This window comes from Glycomyces lechevalierae (genome assembly GCF_027622945.1).
Lineage (GTDB): Bacteria > Actinomycetota > Actinomycetes > Mycobacteriales > Micromonosporaceae > Glycomyces > Glycomyces rutgersensis.
Window position 1 is genome coordinate 281,091 of record NZ_JAPZVQ010000004.1, and the last position, 17,258, is coordinate 298,348.

Annotated in this window: 17 protein-coding genes and 1 pseudogene; 13 read left to right on the forward strand and 5 right to left on the reverse strand. The window is 70.1% G+C overall.

Annotated elements, in window-relative coordinates:
* Positions 1 to 306: 306 nt before the first annotated feature.
* Positions 307 to 2,400, forward strand: coding sequence for an Hsp70 family protein (locus tag O2L01_RS10100; RefSeq protein WP_270121796.1), 2,094 nt, complete (start codon positions 307 to 309; stop codon positions 2,398 to 2,400).
* On the opposite strand, the gene soxR is transcribed toward O2L01_RS10100, so the two are convergent.
* Positions 2,387 to 2,842: a redox-sensitive transcriptional activator SoxR gene (gene soxR / locus O2L01_RS10105; protein ID WP_270121797.1), complete on the reverse strand. Its 456-nt coding sequence runs from the start codon at positions 2,840 to 2,842 to the stop codon at positions 2,387 to 2,389. The two genes, O2L01_RS10100 and soxR, sit on opposite strands and share 14 nt — an antisense overlap.
* A gap of 59 nt (positions 2,843 to 2,901) precedes the next feature.
* Between soxR and O2L01_RS10110 the strand changes: the two genes are divergently transcribed.
* Positions 2,902 to 3,573 (forward strand): transketolase, encoded by a 672-nt coding sequence (locus O2L01_RS10110; protein ID WP_270121798.1) that lies wholly within the window; start codon positions 2,902 to 2,904, stop codon positions 3,571 to 3,573.
* Between the two features lie 60 nt (positions 3,574 to 3,633).
* Positions 3,634 to 4,524 carry a transketolase family protein gene (locus O2L01_RS10115; protein WP_344469104.1) on the forward strand — a complete coding sequence of 297 codons (891 nt, stop codon included), beginning with the start codon at positions 3,634 to 3,636 and terminating at the stop codon, positions 4,522 to 4,524.
* 58 nt (positions 4,525 to 4,582) lie between these two features.
* On the opposite strand, the gene O2L01_RS10120 is transcribed toward O2L01_RS10115, so the two are convergent.
* Entirely contained in the window at positions 4,583 to 5,038 is a 456-nt protein-coding gene (locus O2L01_RS10120; protein ID WP_270121800.1) for a DoxX family protein, read from the reverse strand.
* Positions 5,039 to 5,320: 282 nt separating this feature from the next.
* Entirely contained in the window at positions 5,321 to 5,893 is a 573-nt protein-coding gene (locus O2L01_RS10125; RefSeq protein WP_270121801.1) for a TetR/AcrR family transcriptional regulator, read from the reverse strand.
* Positions 5,894 to 6,005: 112 nt separating this feature from the next.
* Here O2L01_RS10125 and O2L01_RS10130 point away from each other — a divergent pair, with 112 nt between their 5' ends.
* The 9 genes and pseudogenes from O2L01_RS10130 to O2L01_RS10165 all read left to right on the forward strand — a co-directional run bounded on the left by O2L01_RS10130 (position 6,006) and on the right by O2L01_RS10165 (position 14,275).
* Positions 6,006 to 6,209, forward strand: coding sequence for a DUF3046 domain-containing protein (locus tag O2L01_RS10130; RefSeq protein WP_270121802.1), 204 nt, complete (start codon positions 6,006 to 6,008; stop codon positions 6,207 to 6,209).
* A 290-nt stretch (positions 6,210 to 6,499) separates the two neighbouring features.
* Positions 6,500 to 7,552 (forward strand): recombinase RecA, encoded by a 1,053-nt coding sequence (recA, locus tag O2L01_RS10135; RefSeq protein ID WP_205325792.1) that lies wholly within the window; start codon positions 6,500 to 6,502, stop codon positions 7,550 to 7,552.
* Positions 7,527 to 7,634: pseudogene (locus O2L01_RS25645) on the forward strand (recombination regulator RecX); the annotation flags it as partial. The gene recA and the pseudogene O2L01_RS25645, both read left to right, overlap by 26 nt.
* A 3-nt stretch (positions 7,635 to 7,637) precedes the next feature.
* A complete protein-coding gene (locus O2L01_RS10140) occupies positions 7,638 to 8,063 on the forward strand; it encodes a regulatory protein RecX (RefSeq protein ID WP_270121803.1) in 426 nt (141 codons plus the stop codon).
* Positions 8,064 to 8,254: 191 nt separating this feature from the next.
* A complete protein-coding gene (serA, locus tag O2L01_RS10145) occupies positions 8,255 to 9,853 on the forward strand; it encodes a phosphoglycerate dehydrogenase (RefSeq protein ID WP_270121804.1) in 1,599 nt (532 codons plus the stop codon).
* A gap of 204 nt (positions 9,854 to 10,057) precedes the next feature.
* Positions 10,058 to 11,095, forward strand: a complete 1,038-nt coding sequence (locus O2L01_RS10150) for a 3-isopropylmalate dehydrogenase (RefSeq protein ID WP_270121805.1) — start codon at positions 10,058 to 10,060, stop codon at positions 11,093 to 11,095.
* A 177-nt stretch (positions 11,096 to 11,272) separates the two neighbouring features.
* The gene (locus O2L01_RS10155; RefSeq protein WP_270121806.1) at positions 11,273 to 12,370 is read left to right on the forward strand and encodes a branched-chain amino acid aminotransferase; all 1,098 of its coding nucleotides are present in this window, start codon (positions 11,273 to 11,275) and stop codon (positions 12,368 to 12,370) included.
* A 142-nt stretch (positions 12,371 to 12,512) separates the two neighbouring features.
* On the forward strand, positions 12,513 to 13,106 hold the full coding sequence (locus O2L01_RS10160; RefSeq protein WP_270121807.1) for a hypothetical protein: 594 nt from the start codon (positions 12,513 to 12,515) through the stop codon (positions 13,104 to 13,106).
* On the forward strand, positions 13,103 to 14,275 hold the full coding sequence (locus O2L01_RS10165) for a PrsW family intramembrane metalloprotease (RefSeq protein ID WP_270121808.1): 1,173 nt from the start codon (positions 13,103 to 13,105) through the stop codon (positions 14,273 to 14,275). The genes O2L01_RS10160 and O2L01_RS10165 overlap by 4 nt, the downstream gene beginning before the upstream one ends.
* A 15-nt stretch (positions 14,276 to 14,290) precedes the next feature.
* Here the strand turns inward: O2L01_RS10165 and O2L01_RS10170 are convergent, their stop codons facing one another.
* Positions 14,291 to 14,956, reverse strand: coding sequence for a hypothetical protein (locus O2L01_RS10170; protein ID WP_270121809.1), 666 nt, complete (start codon positions 14,954 to 14,956; stop codon positions 14,291 to 14,293).
* 147 nt (positions 14,957 to 15,103) lie between these two features.
* Positions 15,104 to 16,186 carry a polyprenyl synthetase family protein gene (locus tag O2L01_RS10175; protein ID WP_344469038.1) on the reverse strand — a complete coding sequence of 361 codons (1,083 nt, stop codon included), beginning with the start codon at positions 16,184 to 16,186 and terminating at the stop codon, positions 15,104 to 15,106.
* Positions 16,187 to 16,252: 66 nt separating this feature from the next.
* On the opposite strand from O2L01_RS10175, the gene metF reads away from it, so the two are divergent.
* A complete protein-coding gene (gene metF, locus O2L01_RS10180) occupies positions 16,253 to 17,158 on the forward strand; it encodes a methylenetetrahydrofolate reductase [NAD(P)H] (RefSeq protein WP_270121811.1) in 906 nt (301 codons plus the stop codon).
* Positions 17,159 to 17,258 lie beyond the last annotated feature (100 nt).

Sequence of the window (17,258 nt, forward strand, 5' to 3'; positions counted from 1 at the left end):
CCGTCCATCCCACCCCCCCCCCCCGCCCGCCCCCCCCCCCGCCCCGCCCCGCCCCCCCCCCGCCCCCCCCCCCCGCTTCGCATTTCCAAAGACGGCGCATTTCCAAGACGCCGCATTTCCAAGGACGACGCCGAGCAGGGACAGGTCGACCGAGACGCCGGTCTCGTGGCACGAGTGCGCCCCGATGGCGACCGCTTCGGCGTGCGGCCTCGCCGATGGCCTTGCCGCCGAAAGCGTCCGATGCGCTCATCGCGGGGTCCGAGTACGCTGATGCGGTCCCGATCCGCCCCTCGTAGAAAGCACGGCATGGACTCCGCCCCCCGCACGGCAGCCGCGCTCGGCATCGACTTCGGCACCCATCACACCGTCGCGACCGTCCTCCGCGACGACGGCCGCCGCCACCAGCTCCTCTTCGAAGGCACTCCTCTCCTGCCTTCTGGGATATATATCGACTACGAGGCATCAATCTTGGTGGGACGCGACGCCGCCCGCGAGGGCCGGCGCCGTCCCGAGCGCTACGAGCGCAACCCGAAGCTGCGCCTCGACGCCTCCTCGATCCTCCTGGGCGACAAGGACGTCCCCACCCGCGACGCGGTCGCGGCCGTGCTGCGCCGGGTCATCGCCGACTGCGGCACCGCAGCAGGTGTGCCCCGCTCGGTCACCGTGACCGTTCCGGCCGGCTGGGGTCCGGCCCGCCGCCACATCATCAGCGACGCGGCCGCCAGCGCGGGTGCCGCCGACCCCGTCCTCCTGCCCGAACCGGTCGCGGCCGCCCGCTACTTCGCGGAGGTGCTCGGCCACGGCCTCGCGCCCGGCCAGACCCTCGTCGTCTTCGACCTCGGCGCAGGCACCTTCGACGCGAGTGCCGTGGCGCGCACGGACACCGGCTACGAAGTGCTCGCCGTGGACGGCTCGGACCGCATCGGCGGCCACTACCTCGACCAGGCCCTCGTGGACTACCTCGGCGGCCGCTTCGCCGGCTCCGAGGAACGCGCGGCGCAGTGGGCCGCGCTCCTCGACCCCGATGCCGGGGCCGAGACGCTGCGCCAGCGCTTCGTCCTCTATGACGAAGTGCGCGAGGCGAAAGAGCGCCTGTCACGCCACGCGAGCACCGAGATCGCGGTGCCCGGTTTCGCCGTCGAGGAACTGCTCACCCGCGCCGAACTCGAACTCCTCGCCCGCCCGCTCATGGCCCAGGCCGTCGAGATCACCAGGGCCGTCATCCGCGAGGCCGGGCTCGCCCCCGAGGAGCTCGCGGGGCTCTTCATGGTGGGCGGTGCGAGCCGGATGCCGTTGGCCGCCACCATGATCCATCAAGAACTCGGCGTCGCTCCGACGCTCATCGAGCAGCCCGAACTGGTCGTCAGCGAAGGAGCGGTGATCGCCCCGGCGGCTCCGCGGCCGAGCCCGCCCGAGACGCCTCCGGCCGTCCCGCCGTTCACCCCCGCCGCCGCATCGCTTTCCACTCCACCGCTTTCCACCCCGCCGCACACGCCCGCGGCCGGGGCCGCTGTTCCCGAGCCCGTCCCGTTCCCGCAGGCCGCGCCGCTCACCGGCGTCCTGCCGCCTCCGCCGCCCCAACCGGTCAAGCGCTCGCCCCGGCCGTTCACTCTTGTCGTCTTCGGACTGATCGTGGCCCTCGTCCTCGGCCTGCTCCTCTCCGAACTCATCAACCGCGGCGACGACGACGAAGGCGGCGGCACCGGCCTCGAGGACCCGGATACGAGCGAAACCGCCTCCGATCCCGCGCCGACTCCCAGCGACCTCTACGAAGGCGATCTCGTGTCCGATTGGGCCGCAGTCGAAATCGTCGACGTCGAATCCGCGGCCGGTTCGGTCACCGTGGCCACCGACGCGGCAGCCGATCTCGGCGACTGCCTGGTCGACATCCGGGGCACCGACACCGCCGAGTACGGCATCGCAGTCCCATGCGACCAGTTCACCCTGGTGGGCCTCTGGGCCTCCGACACCTACGAACTCTGGGTCTACAAGGAGCAGGCCTTCGAGGACGGGAAGGTCACGACGTTCGACACCACACCGGTCAGCGGCGAGGTGTACTGGGATTGCCCGCAGTCGCGCCAGTACTGCCAGGACCAGGGCGGCGAACCGGGCATCCGTGGCACCTACACCGACCCCGGCAGCACCATCGGCACCGCCGCCGTCGGGAGCGTCTACGAGCTCAGCTGCTATGAGATCGCAGAGGAGATCACCCCTCGTGGCGAGGAGGCCGAGGGCTTCCACGACTACCACCCGGGCAAGGCCGCCTCGGACCTGATGATCCAGGTCGAGGTCCCCGAAGGCGCCGGCTACCTCCCGTTCGTCTGGCTCATCGTCGACCCCGCCGACCTGAACTCCGTTGGGGGCCTGACCGAGTGCCAGGACCACATCACGGCGTCCTGAACCCGAGTCGCGGCCCAGCGCCCTCCTCGCCGAGCTCGTCCGACAGGTTGTAGATCGCGCACCGGCTGATCGAGAGGCAGCCGCAGCCGATGCACCCGTCCAGCTCCTCCTGGAGGTTCCGCAGGTGCGCGATACGCTCCTCGATCCGCGCGCTCCACTCGGTCGAGAGCCGCTGCCAGTCGGCGCGGTCGGGGATGCGCCCGTCCGGCAGCCGGTCCAGCGAGGCCTTGATCTCGTCGAGGGACAGGCCGATCGACCGCGCCGCCCGGATGAACGCGACGCGGCGCAGTTCGGCGCGGCGGTAGCGGCGCTGGTTGCCGCCGGTGCGCACGGAGCTGATCAACCCCAGCGTCTCGTAGTAGCGCAGCGCTGAGGCGGCGACGCCGGCGCGGGCGGCGAAGTCGCCGATGGTCAGCATCGCCGCCGGATCATGCGAGGTCATGTGGCCCTGCTCACTTCGGTCTTTACTTCAAGTCGACTTGAAGTTACATGATCTCCTCCGTGAACGTCACCTTCGAACAGGTCCGAGAACTCGCTCAGCGCACCGTGACCGACGTGCGCTACCCGATCGTCAAGACCTACACGCTCGACGCGATCTGGGTCCTCTACGACCGCGTGCTCCGCGTCGACCCGCACCGCCCCGACGACCCGGCCCGCGACCGGTTCCTCCTGTCGAAAGGCCACGGCCCCAGCGCCTTCTACGCCGTGCTCGCCGCCAAGGGGTTCTTCCCGCCCGACTGGCTCGACGACGTCGCCTCGCTCGAATCGCCGCTCGGCTCCCACCCCGACGCGACCCTCGTCCCGGGCGTCGAGATGTCCGCCGGATCGCTCGGCCACGGCCTCCCGCTCGGCGTCGGGCTCGCACACGGCCTGCGCGCCAAGGGCTTCGACTCGCGTGTCTTCGTGCTCGTCGGCGACGCCGAACTCGACGAGGGCTCCAACCACGAGGCGATCGCCTACGCCGGCGCGATCGGCCTCCCGAACCTGAACGTGATCGTCGCGGACAACGACTCGGCCTCCCACGGCTGGCGCGGCGGCATCGCCTCCCGCTTCGAGGTCAACGGATGGAGCGCCGCCACCGTCGACGCCGACGACCACGAAGCCCTGTACCGCTCCTACGCCACCGCCCACCCCGACCGGCCGCACGTGACGGTCGCCGTCCACCGCCCGTAAAGGAGAAGACCGATGGCGTTCCGCGCGGATCCCCTGACCGATGACCTGCAGCCCTTGACGATGCGCGACGCCTGGGCCTCGCACCTGACCGACCTCGTGCACACCGACCCGCGCGTGGCCGTCGTCCTCGCCGACATCTCGGACGACCTGTTCGAGGAGGCCCGCAAGGACCACCCGGACCGCGTGATCAATGTGGGCATCCGCGAGCAGCTGCTCGTCGGCACGGCCGGAGGACTGGCGCTCGCCGGGCTGCGGCCGATCGCCCACTCGTACGCGCCGTTCCTGGTGGAGCGGGCGTTCGAGCAGGTGAAGCTCGACTTCGAGCACCAGGGCACGAGCGGCGTGCTGGTGAGCGTGGGCGCGTCGTACGACTGGGCCGAGGGCAGCTTCACGCACTTCAGCCCGCGCGACGTGGCGCTGTTCGACACCGTTCCGGGCTGGCGCGTGTTCGTGCCCGGCCACGCCGCCGAGGTGCCGCCGCTGCTGGACCGCGCGGTGGCCGCCGACGAAGGCGTCTACATGCGACTGTCTTTGCGCCACAACGAGAACCCGCATGCGGTGCCGGACGATTCGCTGCTGGTGCTGCGGGAGGGCAACGACGCCACGGTCGTCGTGGTCGGCCCGCTGCTCGACAACGTCCTCGAAGCGACGGCCGATCTCGATGTGACCGTGGCGTACACGAACACGCCGCGCCCGCTCGACACGGTCGGCCTGCGCGAGCTGGCGGCCGACACCGGCGACGCGATCGTCATGGTCGAGCCGTATCTCGAAGGCACCTCGGCGTGGCTGGTCTCGCAGGCGTACGAGGACCGGCCGCACCGGCTGCTCTCGATCGGAGTGGGCCGTGAGGAGCTGCGCCGCTACGGCACCGCGGCCGAGCACGAGCGGCTGCACGGACTCGACGCCGCGGGCATCCGCGCCCGCGTGCGGCGGTTCCTCGGCCTGGCCTGAACGGACGGAGCCTCCGAGCGGCACCGCTCGGAGGCTCCGTGTTCGATCGGCATCCAGGCTAGGCCAGGCTCTCGGCCCGCAAGGGCTCGTCGTCCTTCTTCTTGTCGCCGACCTTGTTGAGCCACAGCGAGTCCACCGCCAGCGCGCCACCGCCGGAGAAGCCGATGGCGATCGAGGCGGCGGCGAGCATGAGCACGTACTCGTACCCGCCGTTCATGGAGTAGAAGCCGCCGTCGAGGTGCACGTAGAACATCGCGCCGAGCATGACGACGGCCAGCCAGAGCCCGGCGAGCGGTAGGAGCGCTCCCAGAATGAGCAGGGAGCCGCCGATGAGCTCGGCGCCGACGGTGAAGTACGCCGACAGCGTGGGTGCCGGGATGCCCAAGCCCTCGAAGCCTTGTGCGGTGGCGTCCATGCCGTTCTCGTTGAACTTCTGCCAGCCGTGCGCGATGAAGACGATGCCGAGGACGACGCGTCCGATGAGGAGCCCGAATGGTTGGAGTCGGGTGATCATATTTGCCCTCCCATAGGGAATTGCGGTGTCGCGACCGGCTTGTGAGGGCGCCGGGGTGCGGCCGGGGTCGACCGCCGTCTGCGGGCGGGGGAGCCCGAGGCGACTTGGTTGATTTTTCAACTAATCAGTGATTTTACCAATACGCAGTGGCGCATGTATATGTCTGACGGTCAGGAATACTGTGCCGATTTGCGTCGCAATGACGCAGTGACAAACGCCGGAAAGACGGGCACAATGCCCGCCCTCGCCGTCGGCGTCCCATTCGGTACACGCGGCGGCGGCTCAGTGGCGGCGCACGGCCTCTTCCACGAGCTTCAAGATGCGCGTGATGTCGAGGTCGTCGCGGCCCGTCGCGAGGTAGCGCACCAGGCCGTCGTACATGAGCTGCAGGAACCCGGCCAGGACCTCGATGTCCACGTCGGTGCGCAGCACCCCGATCTCGCGCTGGTGCTCCAACCGCTCCCGGCTCGCCTCCGCGATCGCCTCGCGCCGCCGGCCCCAGGCCTCGGCGAACTCCGGGTCCGTGCGCAGCCGCCGGGCCACTTCCAATTGCGTCCCAAGCCAACCCGCGGTCTCGGGCTTGTTCGAGCCGGTCGTCAGGTCCTGCATGACGCCGACCAGGCCGCGATCGGCCACCGTCGCGGCCATCTCCGCCGCGTCCACGGAGGCGACGGCGAGGAACAGCGCGTCCTTGTCCCGGAAGTGGTGGAAGATCGCCCCGCGGGAGAGCCCCGTCGCCTCCTCCAGCCGCCGCACCGTCGCGCCCTCGTATCCGAACTTGGCGAAGCACGAGCGGGCGCCGTCGAGGATCTGCTGACGGCGGGAGTCGAGGTGTTCTTGGCTGACACGAGGCACCCGGCAATCTTGCCACCTGGGCTTGGCCCCGGCCCACAGTGTCGCCTACCGTTGTCCGAGTGGAACGGCAGGAACGGCGCACCGGAAGGTGCGGGAAGCGGGGAAGCGGCGCATGAAGCTGAGCGATTTCTGGGACCGGATGAACGAGACCTTCGGTGCCGCGTACGCGCGGTCGGTCGCCGCTGACCTCACGCTCGGCCAGCTCGGCGGCCGCACCATCGACCAGGCGCTCGCCGAGGGCGAGAACGCGAAGGCCGTGTGGATGGCCGTCTGCCGCGCCTGGCCGGAGCGGATCCCGTCGCGTTTGGTGCGCTGACGGAAGCCTCCCGGCTCCCGTCGCGACCCGAGCCCTGCTTATCTCTGAGAGCCGCGATTCGCTCATCGCTGCGAGGGCGCTTCTTTCGTCCCTTCGGGGCGTGCTTCCTTCATCTCTGTGAGGCGTACTTCCTTCATCTCCGCGGGGCGTACTTCCGTCATCTCCGCGGGGCGTGCTTCCTTCATCTCTGCGAGATGTGCCCCGTTCGAACAAGCCGTTGTCCTAGGTTGTCGGTGGGGGCGGCTACCGTGTTCGCTATGGCTAAGCAGACAGGAACCAGGGGAGGCGGGATGAACTCCGCTCAGGACAAGTCGAAGGCGCTCGATCTCGCCTTGGCTCAGATTGACAAGCAGTTCGGTAAGGGCTCGGTCATGCGACTGGGCGAGAAGCCGAAGCAGAACGTCAAGACCATCTCGACCGGCTCGATCGCGCTCGACGTGGCGCTCGGCGTCGGCGGCCTGCCGCAGGGCCGCATCATCGAGATCTACGGTCCGGAGTCCAGCGGTAAGACCACGATCGCCTTGCACGCCATGGCGAACGTGCAGGCCGAGGGCGGTGTCGCGGCGATGATCGACGCCGAGCACGCGCTCGACCCGATCTACGCCGAGAAGCTCGGCGTCAACGTCGACGACCTCCTCGTCAGCCAGCCGGACACCGGCGAGCAGGCCCTGGAGATCGCGGACATGCTGGTCCGCTCCGGTGCGGTCGACCTCATCGTCATCGACTCGGTGGCCGCGCTCGTGCCGCGCGCCGAGATCGAGGGCGAGATGGGCGACTCGCACGTGGGCCTCCAGGCCCGGCTCATGAGCCAGGCGCTGCGCAAGATCACCGGTGGCCTGAACACCACGGGCACCACGATGATCTTCATCAACCAGCTGCGCGAGAAGATCGGCGTCATGTTCGGCTCGCCCGAGACCACCGCCGGTGGTAAAGCGCTCAAGTTCTACGCCTCGGTGCGTCTGGACATCCGCCGGATCGAGACGCTGAAGGACGGCGGCGAGGCCGTCGGCAACCGGACCCGCGTCAAGGTCGTCAAGAACAAGGTCGGCTCGCCGTTCCGCCAGGCCGAGTTCGACATCCTCTACGGGCACGGCGTGTCCAAGGAGGGCTCGCTCATCGACATGGGCGTCGAGCACGGCATCGTGAAGAAGTCGGGCGCCTGGTACACGTACGAGGGCGACCAGCTCGGCCAGGGCAAGGAGAAGGCCCGGACCAACCTCAAGGAGAACCCGGACCTGGCGCTGGAGATCGAGAAGAAGATCAAGGAGAAGCTCGGCGTCGACGCCGCCGCGGCCGACGCCCCGATCGAGGACGAGATTGAAGAACCCCCGGTCGACTTCTAAGCCGAACGATCCCGAGGCGGCCCGGCAGTACTGTCTCCAACTGCTGTCGGGCCGGCCCCGCACGCGCACGGAACTCGGAGACTCGATGCGCCGCAAGGGCTTCGAGGAGGAGATCGTCACCGAGATCCTGCAGCGGTACGCCGAAGTCGGCCTCATCGACGACGCGGTGTTCGCCCGCGCCTGGGTCGAGTCCCGCCACCGCAGCCGCGGCCTCTCGAAGCGGAGCCTCGCGGGGGAGCTGCGCCGCAAGGGCGTCGATCCCGACTTCGTTGACGCCGCGGTGGAGCAGGTCAGCGACGACGACGAGCGCGCGGCCGCGCTGGAACTGGCGCGCCGCCGCTACCGGTCCCTCGCGGGCCAGACCGACGACGCCGTGCTCCGCAAGCTCGTGGGCATGCTCGCCCGCAAGGGGTACGGCTCGGGCATCGCGATCCCGGTGGTGAAGCAGGTCCTGGCCGAGGCGGAGAGCGACACGGCCGAGCTCCTCGACGAGGACGCCCACTTCGAATAGCGCCTGGGCGGGAAGCCGAGGGGCCCTCGCTCCCACGGACGCGGCGGGCGCCGGGGGCGGGGTCGACTTGTTCCATCATCCGGAACGCGGCAGGTCGGTAAGGAACCGTTAACGCGTTCGACATACGATTGGCCGCGACGACGCAGCGCCGCGCCCGGTCCTCCGTCTCTCCTTACCTTTGCGAGGTATCCATGACCGAACCGAAACCCGTCGTGGTCATTGCCGACCAGCTCGCGCCCGCCGCGGTCGAAGTGCTCTCCGGCGACTTCGACGTCCGGGAGATCGACGGTACGAACGTGGAGTCCCTCCACGCCGCGCTGGTCGAGGCCGATGCCGTGATCGTCCGCTCCGCCACCACCATCAACGCGGCCGCGCTCGAGCACGCGCCGAAGCTCAAGGTCATCGCCCGCGCCGGCGTCGGGCTCGACAACGTCGACCTGCCCGCCGCCACCGAGCGCGGCGTCATGGTCGTCAACGCGCCGACCTCCAACATCGTCTCCGCCGCCGAGCAGGCCATCACGCTGCTGCTCGCCAGCGCCCGCCACATCGCCCGCGCCGACGCCTCGCTGCGCGCCGGGCGCTGGGACCGCAAGAAGTTCACGGGTGTCGAGATCCAGGGCAAGACCCTCGGCGTGATCGGCTTCGGCAAGATCGGGCAGCTCGTCACCACCCGCATGCAGGCCTTCGACATGGAGGTCGTCGCGTACGACCCGTACGCCCAGCCCGCGCTCGCCGCGAAGCTCGGCGTCAAGCTGGTCGACCTCGACACGCTGCTCGCGGCCGCGGACTTCATCACGATCCACCTGCCGAAGACCCCCGAGACCGTCGGGATCCTCGGCGAGGACGCGTTCAACAAGGTCAAGCCGGGTGTGCGGATCATCAACGCCGCGCGCGGCGGCCTGATCGACGAGGAAGCGCTCGCGGCCGCCCTGCAGGACGGCCGTGTGGCCGCCGCCGGCCTCGACGTGTTCGTCAAGGAGCCGTGCACCGACTCGCCGCTGTTCGCGCTCGACAACGTCGTCGCCGCGCCGCACCTGGGCGCCTCCACCCGCGAGGCGCAGGACAACGCCGGCCTCGCCGTCGCCAAGAGCGTCCGCCTCGCCCTCTCCGGCGAGTTCGTACCGGACGCCGCGAACGTGCAGGCCGGGGGTGTCGTCCACGAGGACGTCCGCCCGCTGCTGCCGCTCGCCGAGCGCCTGGGTCGCACGTTCAACGCGCTGACCGGCGCGCCCGTCCAGTCGCTCACGGTCGAGGTCCGCGGCGACGTCGTCGACCACGACGTGACGGTCCTCCAGCTCGCGGCCACCAAGGGCCTGTTCGTGGACGTGGCCGACTCGGTCACCTACGTGAACGCGCCGCTCGTGGCCGACCAGCGCGGCGTCGAGGTCGGCCTCTTCGCCACGAAGGAGTCCCCGGAGTACCAGACGCTGCTGACGCTGCGCGGTGCGCTGGTCGACGGCCGGAGCCTCACGGTCTCGGGCACGATCAGCCCCGGCCCGCACGGCGGCCTGCGCCTGACCGAGATCGACGGGTTCGAGCTCGACATCGACCTGGACGGCTCGCTGCTGTTCCTGCGCTACACCGACCGCCCCGGCGTCGTCGGCCTCATCGGCGGCGCGCTCGGCGACCTCGGCATCAACATCGCCGCGATGCAGGTGGCCCGCAAGGCCGCCGGCGGCGAGGCCGTGATGGCGATGGCGCTCGACGCGCCGGTGCCCTCGGAGCTGCTTGGCCGCATCAAGGAGTCGGTCGGCGCGAGCGGCGTCAAGTCGGTGACCCTGCAGGACTGAGCCGTGCCCGGTGTGCCGCTTCGGCGGTGTTCACCGGCCTGGTTCCACCTGCTGAGAGTCGTTCGTCGGAATGCGGGACGGGTGCGTTAAGGTGAACGCACTCGCCCGCATTCCGCGTTCCCGCGAGAGGGAACGGGCCGGTCCCAGACCGGAAGCGGCGCACCAGTTCGCGTCAGCGACTGAGGACGAAACCAGAGAGGCAGCATGAGCAGGATCGCGGTCATCCCGGGCGACGGGATCGGGCAAGAGGTCATCGCCGAGGCGCAGAAGGTGCTCGCCGTGGCCCTTCCCGGCTACGAGTCGACCGAGTACGACCTGGGCGCCCGCTTGTACAACCGCACCGGTGAGGTCCTTCCCGACACCGTGCTGTCCGAACTGGACGAGCACGACGCGATCCTCCTGGGCGCCATCGGCGACCCGTCGGTCCCGCCGGGCGTCCTCGAGCGCGGCCTGCTCCTGAAGCTCCGCTTCGAGTTCGACCAGTACGTGAACCTGCGCCCCAGCCGCCTCTACCCGGGCGCGCCCACGCCGCTCGCCGACGTCAAGCCCGGCGACATCGACTTCGTGGTCGTCCGCGAGGGCACCGAGGGCCTGTACACCGGCGCCGGCGGCAACCTCCACACCGGATCGGCCGCGGAGATCGCGACCGAGGAGTCCCTGAACACGCGCTACGGCACCGAGCGGGTCATCCGCGACGCCTTCGAGCGCGCCAAGCGCCGCCGCGGCCACCTCACGCTGGTCCACAAGACCAACGTGCTCGTGCACGCCGGCGGGCTCTGGAAGCGCACCTTCGACGAGGTCGCCGCCGAGTACCCGGACATCACCACCGAGTACCAGCACGTGGACGCCGCGGCGATGTTCCTCGTGAACCGTCCGCACACCTTCGACGTGATCGTCACGGACAACCTGTTCGGCGACATCCTCACCGACATCGCCGCCGCGGTGACCGGCGGCATCGGCCTGGCCGCGACCGGCTCGATCAACCCGGACCACACGCACCCGTCGACGTTCGAGCCCGTGCACGGCTCGGCGCCCGACATCGCCGGCCAGGGCATCGCCGACCCCGTCGCCGCGATCTCCTCCACCGCGCTCCTGCTCGAGCACCTGGGCCGCAACGACGCCGCCGCCGCGGTGAACGTGGCGGTCGAGCGCGAACTCGCCGGACGCGACGCCGGCACCAAGATCCGCACCGGCGAGGTAGGCGACCGAGTAGCCGCCGACGTCGCCGGACAGCTCAGCTAACACCCAAGCAGCTACGACGCCCGGCGGGCCCGCGCTCCGACAGGAGCGCCTCGCCGGGCGTTTTTCCGTGTCGGAACCCGACCGGGCCACGCGCCGCCCGACCACCTGAACGAGCGGTAAGTTAGGCATCAGGACCAAGTACAGCCGCACACCCACTTTGTATTGAAGGACAGATCCATGACCAGCGAAGGTCTTCCCGACCTGCGGCATGAGCCGCACCCGAACCCGACCCCGGCCGCGGAGCGCGACCGCCTCATCGCCAACCCGGTGTTCGGCACGGTCTTCACCGACCACATGTTCCAGATGACCTGGACCGAGGGGCGCGGCTGGCACAGCGCCACCGTCAAGCCCTACGGGCCCCTGCAGCTCTCCCCGGCCGCCGCGGTCCTCCACTACGCCCAGGAGATCTTCGAGGGCCTCAAGGCCTACCGGTACCCCGACGGCGGCATCGGCCTGTTCCGCGCCGAGGCCAACGCCCGCCGGCTCAACCTCTCCGCCGACCGCATGGCCATGCCGCACCTGCCCGAGGAGTGGTTCCTCGCGTCGATCCGCGAGCTCCTCGCTGTGGACGGCGACTGGGTCCCGAGCCAGGAGGAGTCCAGCCTCTACCTGCGCCCGTACATGTTCGCCTCCGAGGCGTTCCTCGGCGTGCGCCCCGCCAAGGAGTTCACGTACCTGGTCATCGCCTCCCCGGCGGCCGCCTACTTCAAGAACGGCCCCAAGCCGCTCAACCTGTGGGTCTCCGAGGAGTACAACCGGGCCGGGCCCGGCGGCACCGGCGCGGCCAAATGCGGCGGCAACTACGCCGCGAGCCTCCTCCCGCAGTCCGAGGCCATCGAGCACGGCTGCGACCAGGTGGTCTTCCTCGACGCCGTGGAGTACAAGTACGTCGACGAGCTCGGCGGCATGAACCTGTTCTTCGTCAACGAGAACGACCGGGTCGTGCACACCCCGAAGCTCGGCACGATCCTGCCCGGCATCACCCGCGACGCGATCCTCACCCTCGCCGCCGAGGCCGGCTGGGAGGTGCGCGAGACGAGATACTCGATCGACCGCTGGCGCGACGAGGCCGACTCCGGGGTCCTCTCCGAGGCCTTCGCGTGCGGCACCGCCGCCGTGATCACCCCGGTCGGCACCGTCAAGAGCCGCAACGGCGAGTTCAAGATCAACGGCGGCGAGGCCGGCAAGTTCACCATGCAGCTCCGCCAGGCCATCCTCGACCTCCAGCACGGCCGCGCCGAGGACACCCACGGCTGGACCACCAGGGTCGCCTAGCCCCGTCTCCTGAGAGGCCGGCCGCCTGAGCCCCCTTCCGCGACAGGGGTGTTCGCGCCCCGGTCACCGGAATTCGGGACCAATCCCGGTCCCCTTCCCGTACCTTGATATCCACGCGTGTCAAGGCTCGGGGAGGGGACCTTTGGGCGACGCCACCATCCACTTGAACCGTTTCGGCATCGAACGCGGCCGCCTCTGGCAGGCCGTCGTCGCCGCCCTCGCCATCGCACTGCCGCTCGTGTTCTGGATCGGCATCGAACGCGCCCTCGGCGACTCCGTCGAAGCACAGGACCCCGGCGAGACCCTCTACCTCCAGTCCTACCCGATGAGCGGCGCCGCCCTCGAGTTCAAGCTCCCCGGCGAGGGCTGGACCTCCCCGGGCATCCACATGGCCGACCAGCGCCAGAACTTCCGCCACGGCGGCCTCACCGCCGCCGTCGAGGTCGACACCCGCGTCGAGAGCCTCGACAACCTGCTTCGCCGTCGCGCCCAGGCCGCGACCGCCGACAACAACTCGGTCTTCAACAACGTCGTGCCCTACCGCAACGAGACCGCGAAGCTCTCCGGCTACCGCGCCGACATCGTCGGCCTCGACACCGCCGGATCGATCACCGTGGTCGGCGAGGACGGCGGCGCCGCCGCGATCCTCATCCTCATCGCCCCCGGCGACGACCCGGGCAGCAAGACCGTGGACCCCGACCCGTTCATCGACACGTTCAAGCTGGAGGGCAAGTGAACGTCAAGACCGAGCGCGTCGTCGTCGAGAGCCAGGGTGCGTTCGTCCGCATCCGGCGCCCCGCCTACTGGCTCTTCGTCGCCTGCCTCGTCTACGGCCTGCTCGAACTCGGCCGCGTCCTCTCGCCGGACTACGGCGACATCGCGACCGCCCTGTGGGCCTCCATCGGCGTGAACGCCGTCGTCGCGTTCTTCTTCCTCGACATCCTCGCCCGCCTCGACCTCTTCGAACGCGAACCGCCGACCGTGCGGGCCGCCGCCATGTGCTGGGGCGGGCTCGCCGCCGTCCCCTTCGCCATGTTCGCCAACGACGCCGCGCTCGTCGTCCTCGCCGAGTTCGGCGACGCCCAATGGGCCCGCATCTGGGGACCGCCGATCGCCGGTCCGCTCAACGAGGAATGGCTCAAGGCGATGGGGGTGGTCATGCTCGTCCTCATCGTCCGCGAGCACTTCGACCGCTCCATCGACGGCCTCATCTACGGAGCGCTGGTCGGCCTCGGCTTCCAAGTGGTCGAGAACCTCACGTACGCCATCAAGTACGCGGTCATGAACCCCAACTCCGACCTCACCGGGGCGCTCACGGTCACGTTCACGCGCGTGCTCGTCGCCGGGCCCTGGTCGCACCCGCTCTACACCGGCGCGGCCGGCCTCGGCATCGCGTTCTTCGTGACCCAGACCCGGCGGCGCCTCAGCACCCGCCTCGGGGTCGCGATCGGGCTGTACGCGCTGGCCCTGGGGATGCACGGGCTGTGGAACCTGCCGGTGCCCTCGAGTCTGCCGCCCGCGCTGGGGATCCCGCTCAGCTACGGGAAAGGCCTGATCATCCTCGCGCTGTTCTTCATCCTCTACCACTTCGCGGCCCGCGCCGAATGGCACTGGTTCGTGACCACCATGTCCGATCAGGACGAAGGGATCATCACCACCGACGACCTCACGGACATGCGCTCGCTGCGTAGCAGGCGCAAGGCCCGGCAGCACGCGCACAAGCAGTGGGGCAAGGAGGCCGCGCACCTGCTCGGGCAGCTGCACCGGGAGCTGGTGAACCTGGCGACCCTCGTCGCCCGCGACCAGCGGCGCGGCGAACCGGAGGAGGACGGGCCCGACGTGGCCGCCGTCAAGCGCAACATCGCCGCCATCAGAGCCGAACTGGCCGAGGCGAAATCGACTTAGTACCGCAAGCACGGCTCAGCCGATGCGGGCCTTGCGAGGAATCGGCGCGGTGGAGCCGCGCGGGGCCTGCTCCGCGGAGGACCCCGTCGTCAGCTCGTCGGTCGGGCCGTCGCTCGTGGTCACCGAAGCGCTCGGCGTCGGCTCCTGCGACGTCGGGGCATCGGTGGTCGGCTCCTCGGTGGGGGTCTCGGTCGGCGCGTCCGTGGTCGGCTCTTCGGTCGGCTCCTCGGTGGGCTCCTGCGTGGGGGTCGGCGACTGCTCGCCGTCCTCCTCGACCGGGTCCGAGGTGTGCTCGCCGACCGGCACGAGCCCGGGCGGGTCGCCGATGCTCTTGCCGCGCGCCTCGGGGGTCGCGGAAGCGGTCGCGGCCTCCGGCTCGGCGGCTTCGCCTGCGGCCGAAGGCGACTGCGAGGCCTCCTCTTCGGAGGACTCCGCGTCCTGCCCGGTCGTGTCCGCGCCCAGGCCGAACCAGCCCTCGGTGATGTCCGCGCCGTCCTCGCCCAGACCGGGGAGGCCCGGCACGGGCTCGCGCAGGAGCGCCCCGGTCGCGATCATGCCTCCCGCGACCGCCACCACCGCGATCGCGCCGGCCCGCCGGAAGCGCCGCGACTGGCGCAGATCGTAACCGAGAGAACGGAACGCGCCCTTGGTCTCGCGCCCGATGGCGCCGAAGAGTCCCATTGTGTCCCACCGTCCATTTCGTGTTCTTCACTCGAATCAACGAGTGAGGACACGAGTGGTAACCGTTGGGTCACCCGTGCGGGTGTCATTCAGTCCTTTCGGGTGAACGAAAGGCGCCCGTGTGCATAGGTTCAATGTGGATGATGCTCAGAAGTCGCGCTTCACGGCCTTGACCAGCAGCCCCGCGAACACCTGCAGCGCCGCCGGGTCCACGTCCGCGCGCGAATCCTCAAGCGCCGCTTCGGCCTCCGCCGCCAGCACCCCGATCCGCTCCTCCGTGTCCGCCAGCGCGCCCGTGTCCATCAGGACCGCCCGCAGCCGCTGCACCCCGGTCTCGTCCAGGTCCGGGTCGCCCAGTCCCGCGTCCAGGGCCGCCCGCTGCGCCGCGTCCGCCGCCGCCGAGGCCCGCGCGATGAGGAACGTGTGCTTGCCCTCCCGCAGGTCGTCCCCGGCCGGCTTGCCCGTCTGCGCCGGGTCCCCGAACACCCCGAGCACGTCGTCGCGCAACTGGAACGCCTCGCCCAGCGGCAGCCCGATCGCCGAGTAGTGCTCCCGGATCCGGTCCGGGGCGCCCGCGAGCGACGCGCCGATGAGCATCGGCCGCTCGATCGTGTACTTCGCGGACTTGTACCGCGCCACTTTGGCCGCCGTCGCCTCCGAGACGTCACGGCGCACTTCCGAGAGCACGTCCAGGTACTGCCCGGCGCTCACCTCGGTCCGCATCAGGTCGAAATCCCGCCGCGCGGCCGCGACCGCCGCGAACGGCATCCCCGCCGAGCAGAACAGCTCGTCCGACCACGCCAGGCACAGATCCCCGAGGAGGATCGCCGCCGCCGCCCCGAACCCGCCGGGCCGGCCCGACCAGCCCTCCTCGGCGTGCAGCGCCGCGAACCGCTTGTGGATCGAGGGCATCCCGCGGCGCGTATCCGAACCGTCGATGAGGTCGTCGTGCATGAGCGCCGAGGCCTGCAGCAGCTCCAGCGAGGCCACACATGCGACGAGCTCTGGAGAGTCCGCCAGCCCCGCGCCGCGCGCGCCCCAGTACGCGAACGCCGGGCGCAGGCGCTTGCCGCCCCGCAGCACGAAATCGCGCACCGCGTCCGCGTACGCCGCCAGGCTGGGGTCGATCCCGCAGATCACGGCGGCCTGCCGGTCAAGGAACACGGTCAGGGCGGCGTCGATGCGGTCGTTGAGCTCCACGGGTCGAACCCTAGGCTCCTGCCGTTCCATCCCAACTATTGGGTGGTCGCCAGTGCAGGTCAGAACACGTGTACCCGGGCCGTTACATTTGCAGGCATGACTCTCGGAGTGCCCAGCGTGATGCCGCAGAAGACCGCCAAGATCGGTGATCTGCTGCGCTCGGGCATGCCCAAGTTCTCCTTCGAGATGTTCCCGCCCCGCGACGAGCAGGCCGACGGCGTCCTCTGGCGCACCATCCGCGCCCTCGAGGGCCTGGGCGCCGACTACGTCTCCGTCACCTACGGCGCGGGCGGCTCCACCAGGCAGAAGACCGTGGAGACCACCGAGCGGATCAACGCCGAGACGACCCTGCTGACCATGGCCCACTGCACGGCCGTGAACCACTCCATCGCCGAGCTGCGCAACCTCATCGGCCACTTCGCCAACGTCGGCGTCCGCAACATCCTCGCCGTGCGCGGCGACCCGCCGGGCGACCCGCGCGCCGACTGGGTCCAGCACCCCGAAGGCGTCCTCCACGCCCGTGAACTCGTCGAACTCATCAAAGAGTCCGGCGATTTCAGCGTCGGCGTCGCCGCCTTCCCCGAAGGCCACCCGCGCGACGCCGACTGGGACGCCGGCGTGCGCTTCTTCGTCGAGAAGTGCCGCTCCGGCGCCGACTTCGCGATCACCCAGATCTTCTACGACGTCGAGGACTACCTGCGCCTGCGCGACGCCGTCGCCGCCTCCGGCTGCGACATCCCGATCGTGCCGGGCATCATGCCCGTCACCAACATCAAGCAGATCGAGCGGTTCGCCGTGCTCACCGGCATGACGTTCCCCGAAGCGCTCGCCGAACGCCTCCGGGCCGTCGAGGACGACCGCGACGCCATCCGCGACATCGGCGTCGAGGTCGCGACCGACATGGGCTCCCGGCTCCTCGCCGAAGGCGCCCCCGGGCTGCACTTCACCACCTTGAACCACTCCCGCTCCACCCGCCGCGTCTGGCAGAACCTCCGCCCGTAACGGCGAACGGACTGTCGGCTACCCGATTGAGGGATTGCGGTCACCGCTCGGACACGTAGAGTCCTCTTCTATGTTCGATGCTGCGAATGCGCGGTTGATG